The 11,571-nt window shown below is 65.9% G+C and carries 13 protein-coding genes; 8 read left to right on the forward strand and 5 right to left on the reverse strand.

The genetic code is table 11. The annotated features are described in order from the left end of the window. Positions 1–84: 84 nt before the first annotated feature. The 3 genes from BEK68_RS17425 to BEK68_RS17435 form a co-directional block, all read right to left on the reverse strand. Positions 85–624, reverse strand: coding sequence for a DUF4142 domain-containing protein (locus BEK68_RS17425; RefSeq protein ID WP_012436784.1), 540 nt, complete (start codon positions 622–624; stop codon positions 85–87). Positions 625–650: 26 nt separating this feature from the next. Next, positions 651–1,028 carry a DUF2795 domain-containing protein gene (locus BEK68_RS17430; RefSeq protein WP_012436785.1) on the reverse strand — a complete coding sequence of 126 codons (378 nt, stop codon included), beginning with the start codon at positions 1,026–1,028 and terminating at the stop codon, positions 651–653. A gap of 180 nt (positions 1,029–1,208) precedes the next feature. Next, positions 1,209–1,688, reverse strand: a complete 480-nt coding sequence (locus BEK68_RS17435) for an RrF2 family transcriptional regulator (protein ID WP_012436786.1) — start codon at positions 1,686–1,688, stop codon at positions 1,209–1,211. A 231-nt stretch (positions 1,689–1,919) separates the two neighbouring features. Between BEK68_RS17435 and BEK68_RS17440 the strand changes: the two genes are divergently transcribed. The 5 genes from BEK68_RS17440 (at position 1,920) to BEK68_RS17460 (ending at position 6,888) form a co-directional block, all read left to right on the forward strand. Then, positions 1,920–3,125 carry a globin domain-containing protein gene (locus BEK68_RS17440; protein ID WP_009239470.1) on the forward strand — a complete coding sequence of 402 codons (1,206 nt, stop codon included), beginning with the start codon at positions 1,920–1,922 and terminating at the stop codon, positions 3,123–3,125. A gap of 20 nt (positions 3,126–3,145) precedes the next feature. Further along, a complete protein-coding gene (locus tag BEK68_RS17445) occupies positions 3,146–4,360 on the forward strand; it encodes an NnrS family protein (RefSeq protein ID WP_012436787.1) in 1,215 nt (404 codons plus the stop codon). Positions 4,361–4,433: 73 nt separating this feature from the next. Continuing rightward, complete coding sequence (locus tag BEK68_RS17450; protein WP_012436788.1) at positions 4,434–5,891, forward strand: PLP-dependent aminotransferase family protein; 1,458 nt, start codon at positions 4,434–4,436, stop codon at positions 5,889–5,891. Between the two features lie 79 nt (positions 5,892–5,970). Next, entirely contained in the window at positions 5,971–6,408 is a 438-nt protein-coding gene (locus BEK68_RS17455; RefSeq protein ID WP_012436789.1) for a carboxymuconolactone decarboxylase family protein, read from the forward strand. A gap of 48 nt (positions 6,409–6,456) precedes the next feature. Further along, a complete protein-coding gene (locus tag BEK68_RS17460) occupies positions 6,457–6,888 on the forward strand; it encodes a hypothetical protein (protein WP_012436790.1) in 432 nt (143 codons plus the stop codon). A 4-nt stretch (positions 6,889–6,892) separates the two neighbouring features. On the opposite strand, the gene BEK68_RS17465 is transcribed toward BEK68_RS17460, so the two are convergent. Both BEK68_RS17465 and BEK68_RS17470 read right to left on the reverse strand, forming a co-directional pair. After that, on the reverse strand, positions 6,893–8,212 hold the full coding sequence (locus BEK68_RS17465; protein ID WP_012436791.1) for an MFS transporter: 1,320 nt from the start codon (positions 8,210–8,212) through the stop codon (positions 6,893–6,895). A 175-nt stretch (positions 8,213–8,387) separates the two neighbouring features. Next, positions 8,388–9,272 carry a LysR family transcriptional regulator gene (locus tag BEK68_RS17470; protein ID WP_012436792.1) on the reverse strand — a complete coding sequence of 295 codons (885 nt, stop codon included), beginning with the start codon at positions 9,270–9,272 and terminating at the stop codon, positions 8,388–8,390. Between the two features lie 115 nt (positions 9,273–9,387). Here BEK68_RS17470 and argC point away from each other — a divergent pair, with 115 nt between their 5' ends. The 3 genes from argC to BEK68_RS17485 all read left to right on the forward strand — a co-directional run. Beyond that, positions 9,388–10,320 (forward strand): N-acetyl-gamma-glutamyl-phosphate reductase, encoded by a 933-nt coding sequence (gene argC / locus BEK68_RS17475; protein ID WP_012436793.1) that lies wholly within the window; start codon positions 9,388–9,390, stop codon positions 10,318–10,320. A gap of 138 nt (positions 10,321–10,458) precedes the next feature. Further along, entirely contained in the window at positions 10,459–11,295 is an 837-nt protein-coding gene (locus BEK68_RS17480; protein WP_004628432.1) for a bifunctional allantoicase/(S)-ureidoglycine aminohydrolase, read from the forward strand. Positions 11,296–11,412: 117 nt separating this feature from the next. Further along, the coding region (locus tag BEK68_RS17485) for a helix-turn-helix domain-containing protein (protein WP_139111364.1) at positions 11,413–11,571 on the forward strand (159 nt) is incomplete at its 3' end.

Genomic DNA, 11,571 nt, shown 5'->3' on the forward strand with positions numbered 1-11,571 from the left:
CGGGCATCGGTCTCGAACCCATCGGCCAGGAAGGTGTCGGCCATTCATGGTCACCTCGATCAATGATGGGTTCAACCCGCGGAATTATTTCGCTGCGGTTTTCAACTGCTCCGCCATCTGCAGATGCTCACGCAGGGCCGGCAGGTTGTGCGCGAAAAATGCCTTGATGTCGGGGTCCTTCGCGTCCTTCGAGGCCTTGTCGAACAACGAGACGGCTTCCTTGTGGGCCTTCATGCCCACCTCGTCGGCGTAGGCCTTGTCGAATTTGGCACCCTCCAGTGCATTGAGCTTGTCCACCTTCGCACGCTCGTCGGCGGGCAGGCTCTCTGGCACTGCGATGCCCTTCTTGCCGGCCAGCGTCTTGAGTTCGTCGCCAACAGTGGTGTGGTCCTTCACCATCCTTTGTGCAAAGGCGCGTACGTCGGGATTGCCTGCGCGTGTAATCGCCGCCTGGCTCGCCTGAACCTCTAGCATCCCGGCGGCCGCAGCCTTGGTGACGAAGGTGGTGTCGGACTTGTCCACCGCCGCCCGCGCCACGCTCAGCCCACCGCCAAAGCCAAGTGCACCTGCCAGAAACAACGCGGCAACGCGCTGCACTCCAATAGGCTGTGTCGATCTGTTCATGAGTCGTCCTCCTGCGCGCATGCGCATCACTTTTCGTTGCTGACGGCCTTCGAAACAGCGGCCGGCGTGTCGTATTCGTCGTCGGGCATGTCGCGCAGCGTCTTCAGTGTGCTGTCATCTGCGCCGTTGGCCTGCGCGGTCTTCACCAGCGCCTGCTTCTTCGCCGGGTAGGACGCGCCCTTCAGGGCCTTTTGAATGCCGATCGGCGAGTGAGTTGCGTGTTCATCCCCGCCGCCGTGGCCGCCGCGCTCATGCGACTTGGCACCGGCGCGTTCGGAGGATTTGCCGGCGCTGCCGTGTCTGGCGTGCCCGCCGCGCTCCTTGGCCGATGCGCTGCTGCGTTTGCTCTGCGACGTCGATTTCGAGTGCGACGCGTGCTTGCTCTTGTCGCGCGTGGGTTTCATGGCACCTCCGCTGGTCGGTTGATCGGCCGTCACCGGAAATGGCGCGGCCAACGACCGTTTCGCAGCAGTGAACATGCCTGCGGTGCGGCGGGGTGGAAAGAGCTGGGGGCGGGCGACAGCTGAGTTACGTAGGCCCGACATCGTGCTTCAGTGCTGTGCTACGGCAACTCCGACGAGCGCCTACGCTGCAACGCCTTTGCGCCGGGCCGCACGCGGCATCGGCAGCGGTGCCTCGCCCAATGCGCGGCTGACCGCATTCGGTTTGTCGGCCAGATCCTGCAGCGTATAGCCGTCGAGCACCTCAAAGTACGCCCGCAACGCCGCGTGCAGCACGCCACGCAGGCCGCACACGCGCGTGATGACGCAGTGGTTGTCGTCGCCGTGGAAGCACTCGACCATGCGGAAGTCGGGCTCGGTGGCGCGGACCACGTCGCCGAGGTTGATTTCGGCGGCCGGGCGGCCGAGCGTGATGCCCCCCGCGCGCCCCCGCACGGTATGCAGGAAGCCGTCCTGCCCAAGCTGCTGGACGATCTTGATGAGGTGGTTCTTGGGAATGTCGAAGGCATCTGCAATGCGCTGGATCGTGACGAGCTCGTCCGGGTGCACGGCCACGTAGATCAGCGTGCGCAGGGCGTAGTCGGTGTAGTCGGTCAGTCGCATGGCGGGCGTGCGGCGTTGCCGCAGGTAGAAACATTCATGAGAGGCACATCTTATCGGGAAGTTGCGCACAAGATGCGCCGGTTTGCCGCAGGTCAATTTGTTGCATCACAAATATACGTTTAATAGAATTCAATGCAAGCGGTTGCCTGAGCACCAGGCCATCCAGAAAAAAGGCGTGACGGCGCCCCCCGTCTTATTTGTTGCATATTTCACGCATATTTGGAGTCCAGCATGCTGTCCGACAAGTCCAAGCCCTACATCGATGCCAGCGTTCCGGTGCTGCGCGAGCATGGCTTGACCATCACCCAGACCTTCTATCGCAACATGTTCGCCAGCCACCCCGAGCTGACCAACGTGTTCAACATGGGCAACCAGGCCAATGGGTCGCAGCAGCAGTCGCTGGCTTCGGCGGTGTTTGCGTACGCCGCCAACCATGGCAACAACGCGGCGCTGGCGCCCGTGGTCAACCGCATCGTGCACAAGCATGCCGCTGTGGGCATCAAGCCGAGCCACTACCCGATTGTCGCGCGCCACCTGCTGGGCGCAATTGCCGAAGTGCTGGGCGACGCCGCCACACCAGACCTGCTCGCCGCCTGGGACGAGGCCTACTGGCTGCTCGCCGCCGAGCTGATCGCGGCTGAAGCGCGCCTGTATCAGCACACCGGCAGCGGGCCCGACCATCGTCAGCCGGTGCGCATTGTCAGCCGCCGCCAACAGGCCGAAGATGTGGTGTCGCTCACGCTCGAAGCGGTGGGGGATGCGCCGTTGGCCGATTTCCTGCCGGGTCAATACATCTCGGTGCAGGTGGAGCTGGCGCCGGGCGCACTGCAGCAGCGTCAGTACAGCCTGTCGGATGCGCCGAATGGCCGCACATGGCGCATCTCGGTCAAGCGTGATGCGGGTGACGCCGATCGCCCTGCGGGCACCGTGTCGAGCTGGCTGCACGCCAATGCGCGCGAAGGCGACGTCCTGCTGGTCAGCCAACCCTACGGTGACTTCGTGCCGCAACTGGCGACCAGCAACCCGATCGTGCTGATGTCGGCCGGTGTTGGCATCACGCCCATGATCTCGGCGCTCAACACGCTCGCGCAGCAGAACAGCGCGCGCAAGATCGTATTCAGCCACGCCAGTCGCGCGGCCTCGCATGTTGCCCACGCCGACGATCTGGAGCGTGCCGCACAAGCGCTGCCTGCATTCGAGGCGCACGTATTCCTGGAGTCCGGCGAAGACGCGGAATTCGCGCAGCGCCCGGCCCACCCCGGCCGCATGACGGTCGACACGTTCGTGCGCGACCACGGGACGGAAGCGGACTTCTATCTCTGCGGCCCGCTGCCGTTCATGCAGGCACAGCGTGCGGCGTTGCTCGCCAGCGGCGTGCCGTCGGAGCGCATCCACCGCGAAGTGTTCGGCCCCGATCTGCTGGACGACATCCTCTGACCTGAACCACGGAAATCACCATGCCCCGCCCAGCCCCGTTGCTCACCATCGGCCAGCCCGACCCGGCAAGCCGTTTGCCTTACACGGGGCGGGCCGTCTTCGCGCTCGGCTTCCGGCCGTTCTACCTGTTGGCAGCCGCCTTTGCCGCGCTGGGGATGGCGTTGTGGGCAGCGTTGCTGCTGGGGGTGCTGCCGGCGGCGCAGGGCCCCGCCACCATGGCGCCGCTGTTCTGGCATGCGCACGAGATGGTGTTCGGCTTTGCGGCGGCAGTGGTGGTGGGTTTCCTCTTCACGGCGGGCAAAAACTGGACGGGCCTGCAGACGCCACAAGGCGCGCAACTCGCTGGGCTGGCGGCGCTGTGGCTGGCGGCGCGTGTGCTGATGTGGACGGGCCCCGTGCCGCTTGCGGTGGCGGCGGATGTGGCGTTCCTGCCGGCATGCGGCGTGGCGTTCCTGCGCGTTCTGCGGCGCGCAAAAAGCGCACGCAACTACGGCCTGGCGATCGCGCTGCTTGTGCTCGGTGCCATCAACGCGGCGTTCCATGCGGCGCTGGCTTGGGACGCGCCACTGGCTGCATTGCGCTGCCTCGACGGGGCCGCTGGGCTGGTGTGCCTGTTTGTCACGGTCATTGGCGGGCGCGTCATCCCGATGTTCACGTCAAACGCGGTCCCTGGCGTGCACGTGCGCCGCGTAGTGTGGGCCGAGCGCGCTATCGTGCCGGCGACGGCGCTCGCCGTTGCCATGTTGGCGACGCCGCTTCAAGGCATCGTTCCGGCCATCGTGTTTGCGGCGGCAGCAGTCGTGCAGGCCGTCCGCTGGGCCGGCTGGGACACGCGCCGCACGCTGCGCACGCCCATCGTCTCCATCCTGCATGTGGCGTATGCCTTCCTGCCCATCGGCTTTGCCATGTTGGCTGCCGCAGCGCTCGGTTGGGGCGACCGTTCCACCGCGCTGCATGCGCTCACGGCAGGAGCCATCGGCGGCGCCATCATCGCAATGATCACGCGCACCGCGCTGGGCCACACCGGCCGGATGCTGCGCACGGGCCGGGCAGAGCATTTCACCTACGCTGCCGTCGCGCTGGCTGCACTCGTGCGCGTCGCAGGCCCGGCGTTGCTGCCGCGCGAGGTGTGGATCGGCGGGGCGAGCCTGCTGTGGGTGGCGGCGTTCGCGACGTACCTGTGGCGCTACACGCCGTGGCTGATGGCGCCGCGCGCTGACGGCCGGGAAGGCTGAGCTTCACCCCTGCCCTTTCCGCCTCCGGCGGCTTCCGTAGAATGGCGCAGCCCCTTCGCACACTGCGCCCACGATGGATGTTCATTTGACGATCCACGGCCGGCACGACCTTGCCGGCCAACTCTATCGACAACTCCGCACCGCCATCCTCGATGGTCGGCTCGTGCCGGGCGAGCGTCTGCCCTCCACGCGCGACCTCGCGCTGCAGATCGGTGTGTCGCGCAAGACCACGCTCGACGTATTCGAGCGCCTCATTGCGGAAGGCTATCTACAGCCGCGCGCCGGCTCCGGCACGTTTGTGGCCGAAGCCACCGAAGGATTGCGCGCTCGCACGCCGGCCGCCTCGCCTGCGGCGCAACTTGCGTCGCCCACGCCAGCCCCACGCATCTTCGACACGCCGTGGAACAACATGCCGGCGGTGCTGCCCCAGCCGCGCGAGAATATCCTCCACGATTTTGTTGGCGGGGTGACGGAGAAGCGCCTTTTCCCGTTCGACGTGTGGCGCCGCTGTGTTGCGCATGCGCTGCGCCAGCAGGCACGCGGGCGTGGCGGCTATCAGGACCCTGCGGGCGACCAGGCGCTGCGCCTGGCCATCTCGCGGTATCTCGCATTCAGCCGCGCGGTGGTGTGCGCGTGGGCCGATATTGTCGTCACCCAGGGCGCGCAGCAGGCCATCGACCTGATCGCTCGCGTGCTCGTGCGCCCCGGGGATACGGTGGCGATTGAAGACCCGGGTTACCCGCCCGCGCGCATTGCGCTGCAGGCGCTGGGTGCCAAGGTCGTGCCGGTGCCGGTCGATGCGGAAGGCCTGGTCGTCGATGCGCTGCCCAAGCGCGCCAAGCTCGTCTACGTAACGCCGTCGCACCAGTTTCCGCTGGGCATGCCGATGAGCCTGGCGCGCCGCGCGCAACTGCTCGACTGGGCGCAGCGCCATGACGCGCTGATCATCGAAGACGATTACGACAGCGAATTCCGCTTCGACGGCCGTCCGATGGAATCACTCAAAAGCCTGGACGCTGCCGGTTGCGTGGCATACGTGGGTACGTTTTCGAAGACGATCTTTCCGGAGCTGCGCATCGGCTACGTGGTGCCGCCGGCTTCGCTGGTGGCGCCGCTGCGGCACGCCAAGCAGGTGGCCGATTGGCACAGTGAATCGCTCATGCAGGCGGCGCTCGCCAAATTCATGCTCGACGGCGACTTCGGCAAGTACCTGCGGCGCATGCACAAGGAATACGCCGTGCGCCGCAATACGCTGCTGCGGCATCTGCGTGGTCCGCTGGCACCGTGGCTGACGCCCGTGCCGTCGGCGGCGGGCATTCACATGGCGGCGCAGTTGCAGACGCCCTTGCCCGAAGCCGAACTCGTCAAGCTGGCAGAGAGCGTGGGTGTCGGGCTATACGGCACCGCGAGGATGTTTGTGGCGCGGCCGCCGCAGCCGGGGCTGCTGATCGGCTACGGCCACGTGAACGTTGCGGAGATCGACGCGGGCCTCGGCAAGCTGGCGGAGGTGCTGGCCAAGGTGGCTACCTGATATTCGCGAGGATTGGCGATTCCAAGGTGCCACTGCGGTGCCTACACTGGCTTCAGTTCTCAAGCACAGGAGCCATCTCATGGAACCCCGCCTCGACTTCTATCAAAGCAATCCCGCCGCCATCCAGGCGGTCATGGGCCTGGAAAAAGCGCTCGCCAAAAGCACGCTGGAAAAACCGCTGACTGAACTCGTGCGCCTGCGCGCCTCGCAAATCAACGGCTGCGCCTATTGCGTCGACCTGCACACCGCCGATGCCCGTAAGGGCGGCGAAGACGACCGCCGCCTGGCCACCGTGTCCGTCTGGCATGAAACGCCGTTTTTCACCGACCGAGAACGCGCCGCGCTGGCGTGGACGGAAGCGGTCACCCTCGTCGCACAAACGCGCGTGCCCGACGACGTCTGGCAGGCCGTGCGCGCACAGTTCTCCGATGCCGAGCTGGTCGACCTCACGCTGCTGGTCAGCACCATCAACACGTGGAATCGCCTGGCCATCAGCTTTCGCAAGCTGCCCGCCTGAGCGGCGCATATACTGCCTCCCACGGCGCGCGCCGCACACGGAGGCCACATGCTGCACAACGTCCGCACCCTGAGCATCAACGTCGAGCGTCACTTCGATGACGTGGCCATGTTCCTGGCCGAGCCGCTGAACTTTCCGATCTGGGCGACCGGGCTGTCGGAAGGGCTCGCCCCCGCTACGCAGGGCTCGGGCGCGGCCCCCGATGAATGGATTGCCAAGGCCGCGCCCAGCAGCGACGAAGGCAGCGTGTTCATCCGCTTCAGCCCGCCCAACACCTTTGGCATTGCCGATCACTGGGTCCGCCTGCCGGACGGATCGATCATCTACGTGCCGCTGCGCGTGGTGCGCAACGGCGCGGGCACCACTGTCTCGCTCACGCTGTTTCAGCAACCGAACATGGACGACGCGCAGTTCGACGCCGATGCCGAATGGGTGCAGCGGGACCTCGTGAAGCTGAAGACGGTGCTGGAAGCCGAATAACCGCTCAGGCCTTTTCCGCGCGCGGTGCTTGCGGCACCGTTTGCGGACCGGACGCGCCGGCGGGTGCAGCGGATGCCGGTGCTGCAGGTGATGCAGCCAGCGACGGGTCGCCCTGCGCATCCGATCCCTTCACCTGGCTCACCCAGAACACGCAGAACAACCCTGCCGCCACGGCCAGCCAGCCGTTGAGGCCATAGCCCTCGATGCGGCCGCTGGCGCCACCGGACAGCAGCAGCCCGCCAAGCCACGCCCCCACGCCAGTGCCCACCGACATCACCGCGCTGTTGGCCGAGAGGAACGCGCCGCGCACCTGCGGGGCCGGCACCGTGGTCATCAGCGCCTGCATCGGCACCATGCGGCTGGAGAGGATCACCATGAAGAACGGGAAGAACAGCAGCATGCCGATGAAGGGCCAGTCGGGCAGATGCGTCATCACCAGCACCGGGATGAACGCCAGCAGTGCGGCGCCCACGAACACGCGGCGGCGGCCGTAGCGGTCGGCCAGCTTGCCCACGGCGCGTGAGCTGAAAAACGATGCCGCGCCGCCCGCCACATACAGCCACGACAGGTTTTGCGGCGGCACCCCGTGGTTGGCCACCAGCACCGGCGAGATGAACGGAATCACCAGCATGTGCGAGCCCATCATCACGAAAGTCAGCACGAACGCACGCAGGTGGCGCGGGTTGGTGAGCAACCGCCACAGGCCCGAGAGCACCTCGCCCAACGTCTGGCTGCGATTGCCTGCCAGATGTTCGGCCAGCGGCGGAATGGTCCGCCGCGCGCCCAGCCAGATCAGCACCGTGAGCGCCGTGAGCAGGAAGAACGGCGCCGACCAGCCGAAATGCGCGCCAATGGCAATGCCCGCAGGCACGCCTGCCATGGCCGCCAGCGCAAACGACGACATCACTACGCCGGTAGCCGCGCCGCGCCGCGCGGGCGGAATCACGTCCGACAGCACGGCCATGATGATCGACCCGAGCACACCGCCCGTGACGCCCGCAAACGCCCGTGCGAACAGCAGCATGCTGTAACTGCCCGACAGCGCGCAGGCCAGGTTGGCCAGCGTGAAGAGGCCGTAGACGGTCAGCAGCAGACGGCGCCGGTCGAAGCGGTCGACATAGGTGGCGGCCAGCAGGCCGGAGGCACCCGAGCACAGCGAATACACCGACACGGCCGTGGCGAACGCCGCCGGACCGATGCCAAACGTATGCATGATCTGGGGACCAAGCGGCATCATCACCATGAAATCCATGATGACGGTGAACTGCGTGAGCGCGAGTAGCCAGAGCAACCGGCGCTCGCGCGAGGAATCAAGTAGAGGCATGAGGGCGAACGAAGAAAGAGAGGAGGCGGCGCACGCGGCTGCCAGCAGAAGGCAGTAGGCCGGCGCGCCGTGTTATGTCGAAAAACATATCTTACGATAGTTGTCGCGACATAAGAAGTCAAACTTTATTCAGCGGGATTCTGCGCCTCGTCACGTGGCCAAGGCGCGCGATGCGCTATTTCGCGCGCAGCATCCAAAGCACGTCCAGCACGTGCTGCGTCGATCGCTCGACGTGGCCGGCCCGGTGCGCGATGCCAAGTTCACGCCACAACGCCGGCCGCAGCGGCCGCATGGTGATGCGCACATCCGACGGTACGGCGGACGCCTCGTGCGGGAGCAGCGTGGCGCCATAACCGGCGGCAACGAGGCTTTTGATAGCGTCGTTGTAGTTGAGCTGGATGCGCGGCACGGGGTGATAACCGTCCGTGGCGAACCACTCGGTCGTCTGGCGCGAGAGACGTGTGGTGGCGTCGTTCAGGATCAGCGGCTGCGCGGCAAGCCACGCGGGCGTGATGCGTGCCGGACTCGTCCAGTGCGAAGGCAGGAACGCCATCACGGGATCGCGCCGCCACGGCTTGATCGCCAGCCCCGCCACCTGCGATTGCGGCAGCGCCACAAGGCCAATGTCGAGCGCGCCATCGGCCAGACCCGCCAGCGTTTCCTGCGAAGTGAGCACTGCCACCTGCACGTCGATGCCAGGGTGGTCTTGCCGGAGCACCTCCAGCGCCTGCGGCAGCAGATGCGCGATGGCGCCGGTGGAGGCGCCCAGCCGTACGCGCCCGCTCAGTCCCTGCACCTGGCGTTGGATGTCGTCCAGCGCCTGCTCGGCATCGGCGAGCAGCTTGCGCGCGCGCTCCACCATCACCTCGCCAATGGCGGTGGGCTGCACCTGCCCGCGCTTGCGTGACAGAAGTTGCGCGCCCACGCGATCTTCCAGCTCGGCGATATGCAGGCTCACGGTGGGCGCTGCCAGATGCAGGGCCCGCGCCGCGTCGGCAAACGATCCGCGGCCGGCGACTTCGACGAGGGTGCGCAGGCGGTCCAGGCTGATCTCTCGCATGATTCAGAAAAGCTGAATGTGAGGGTTGGGAAATTCAACTTTTCATATTCTAGGTCGCGCTCGAAGATGGGGGCTCGCATTCATCACCAACTTCTTTCCCTGGGAGCGCCCCGCCATGTCCACGCCCCTCGTCTTCATCGACGGCGACCAAGGCACCACCGGCCTGCAGATTCACGAGCGGCTGCGCGGCCGTGTCGAGCGGCAGGACCTGAAACTGCTGACGCTTCCCGCCGACGCCCGCAAAGACGGGCAACGCCGTGCCGAGGCGATCAACGCCTGCGATATCGCCATCCTGTGCCTGCCCGATGCGGCCGCGCGCGATGCGGTCGCAGCCATCGTCAACCCGCGCGTGCGCGTGATCGACGCCAGCTCCGCGCATCGCACCACGCCGGGCTGGGTGTACGGCTTTCCGGAGATGAGCGAGGGGCAGGCCGATCGCGTTGCGGCGGCGTCGCGCGTGACCAACCCGGGCTGCTACCCGACCGGCGCGATCGGGCTGCTGCGTCCGCTCGTGCAGGCGGGCCTCGTGCCGGCGGATTACCCGATCAGCATTCATGCCGTATCCGGCTATTCGGGCGGTGGCCGTGGCGCAGTGGAAACCTACGAGGGGCAGGAGGCAGCAAACGCGCTGCCGTTCCAGGTGTACGGGCTGGGTTTGGCGCACAAGCACACGCCGGAGATCCAACTGCACGCCGGGCTCACGCAGCGGCCGATGTTCGTCCCGGCCTACGGCGCGTATCGCCAGGGCATTGTGCTGACGGTGCCGCTGGAGCTGCGTCTGCTCAACGCCGGCGTTGATGCGACTGCGCTGCATGCATGTCTGGCAGACCACTACGCTGGCGCGCCGCATGTGGACGTGATGCCGCTGCAGGCACCGTCCGCCTTGCCGTATCTCGATCCGCAAGCGCTCAACGGCACCAACGACATGCGCCTGGGCGTGTTCGCCAACGACCACGGTCAGGTCTTGCTCACGGCGGTGTTCGACAACCTCGGCAAGGGCGCCTCGGGCGCGGCGGTGCAGAACCTCGATCTGATGCTGGCGCAGTAGTGGCAAATCGAATGGAAGGCATCGCAACATTTAATTGGTCGATTGTGGGCGACTTCGCTATCGTCAACGCCGCCCGCGTACGAACCGCCTGTTGTTGTTTGCGCCCGGGGCCGGACCAACCCATTGCCTGAATGCAACATGTCTAAGACCACGTATTACGCGCCGCATGGCGGCCATCCGCCGCAGACGGATCTGCTAACCGATCGCGCGATGTTCACCGAGGCGTACGCGGTGATCCCCAAGGGGGTGATGCGCGACATCGTCACAAGCTGGCTGCCGTTCTGGACCCAGACGCGCCTGTGGGTGATCGCCCGCCCGCTCTCGGGCTTTGCCGAGACCTTCTCGCAGTACATCGTTGAAGTGAACCCGGGCGGCGGCAGCGACAAGCCCGAGCAAGACAAGAACGCCGAAGCCGTGCTGTTCGTCGTGGAAGGCGAAGCGGAGCTGACGCTGCAGGGCAAGAAGTACACGCTCACGCCGGGCGGCTACGCCTTCATTCCGCCGGGCGTTGACTGGACGCTACATAACGTCAGCGATGCTGCGGTGCGCTTCCACTGGATCCGCAAGCACTACCAGGTCGTCGAGGGCATTCCCCTGCCGGAAGCCTTCGTGACCAACGAACAGGACGTCGAGCCGATCCCGATGCCGGGCACCAACGGCGCATGGGTGACGACACGCTTTGTCGACATGAGCGATATGCGCCACGACATGCACGTCAACATCGTCACGTTCGAGCCGGGCGGCGTGATCCCGTTTGCCGAAACCCACGTGATGGAACACGGCCTGTACGTGCTCGAAGGCAAGGCAGTCTATCGCCTCAATCAGGACTGGGTCGAAGTGGAAGCCGGCGACTTCATGTGGCTGCGCGCGTTCTGCCCGCAGGCCTGCTATTCGGGTGGCCCTGGCCGCTTCCGTTACCTGCTGTACAAGGATGTGAACCGTCACATGAACCTGACGTTGAACCCGTCGCGTTAAGCGTCGCATGTGTCCGATAAAAAGCCCGCCGGTGGTTTGCCGTCGGGCTTTTTTCATGGCCGTGACCCGTCCTGAATAAGGTTGACACTTTTTCCCCGCCAGGGAGTGAGGGTCAAGATGGACGGGCAGAAGAAGCGAACGCAGAGGGACTACACGCTGGCTTTTAAGTTGGCAGTGGTTGAGCAGGTGGAAAAAGGCGAGCTGACCTACAAAGAGGCGCAGCGACGCTATGGCATTCAGGGTCGCTCGACGGTGCTGGTATGGTTGCGCAAGCAC

The organism is Ralstonia pickettii, assembly GCF_001699815.1.
GTDB lineage: Bacteria > Pseudomonadota > Gammaproteobacteria > Burkholderiales > Burkholderiaceae > Ralstonia > Ralstonia thomasii.

What these genes read in the sequence shown, in the direction of transcription:
- BEK68_RS17425 (WP_012436784.1), bottom strand. Translation starts at nt 624, where the DNA reads ATGAACAGATCGACACAGCCTATTGGAGTGCAGCGCGTTGCCGCGTTG.
- BEK68_RS17430 (WP_012436785.1), bottom strand. Translation starts at nt 1,028, where the DNA reads ATGAAACCCACGCGCGACAAGAGCAAGCACGCGTCGCACTCGAAATCG.
- BEK68_RS17435 (WP_012436786.1), bottom strand. Translation starts at nt 1,688, where the DNA reads ATGCGACTGACCGACTACACCGACTACGCCCTGCGCACGCTGATCTAC.
- BEK68_RS17440 (WP_009239470.1), top strand. Translation starts at nt 1,920, where the DNA reads ATGCTGTCCGACAAGTCCAAGCCCTACATCGATGCCAGCGTTCCGGTG.
- BEK68_RS17445 (WP_012436787.1), top strand. Translation starts at nt 3,146, where the DNA reads ATGCCCCGCCCAGCCCCGTTGCTCACCATCGGCCAGCCCGACCCGGCA.
- BEK68_RS17450 (WP_012436788.1), top strand. Translation starts at nt 4,434, where the DNA reads ATGGATGTTCATTTGACGATCCACGGCCGGCACGACCTTGCCGGCCAA.
- BEK68_RS17455 (WP_012436789.1), top strand. Translation starts at nt 5,971, where the DNA reads ATGGAACCCCGCCTCGACTTCTATCAAAGCAATCCCGCCGCCATCCAG.
- BEK68_RS17460 (WP_012436790.1), top strand. Translation starts at nt 6,457, where the DNA reads ATGCTGCACAACGTCCGCACCCTGAGCATCAACGTCGAGCGTCACTTC.
- BEK68_RS17465 (WP_012436791.1), bottom strand. Translation starts at nt 8,212, where the DNA reads ATGCCTCTACTTGATTCCTCGCGCGAGCGCCGGTTGCTCTGGCTACTC.
- BEK68_RS17470 (WP_012436792.1), bottom strand. Translation starts at nt 9,272, where the DNA reads ATGCGAGAGATCAGCCTGGACCGCCTGCGCACCCTCGTCGAAGTCGCC.
- argC (WP_012436793.1), top strand. Translation starts at nt 9,388, where the DNA reads ATGTCCACGCCCCTCGTCTTCATCGACGGCGACCAAGGCACCACCGGC.
- BEK68_RS17480 (WP_004628432.1), top strand. Translation starts at nt 10,459, where the DNA reads ATGTCTAAGACCACGTATTACGCGCCGCATGGCGGCCATCCGCCGCAG.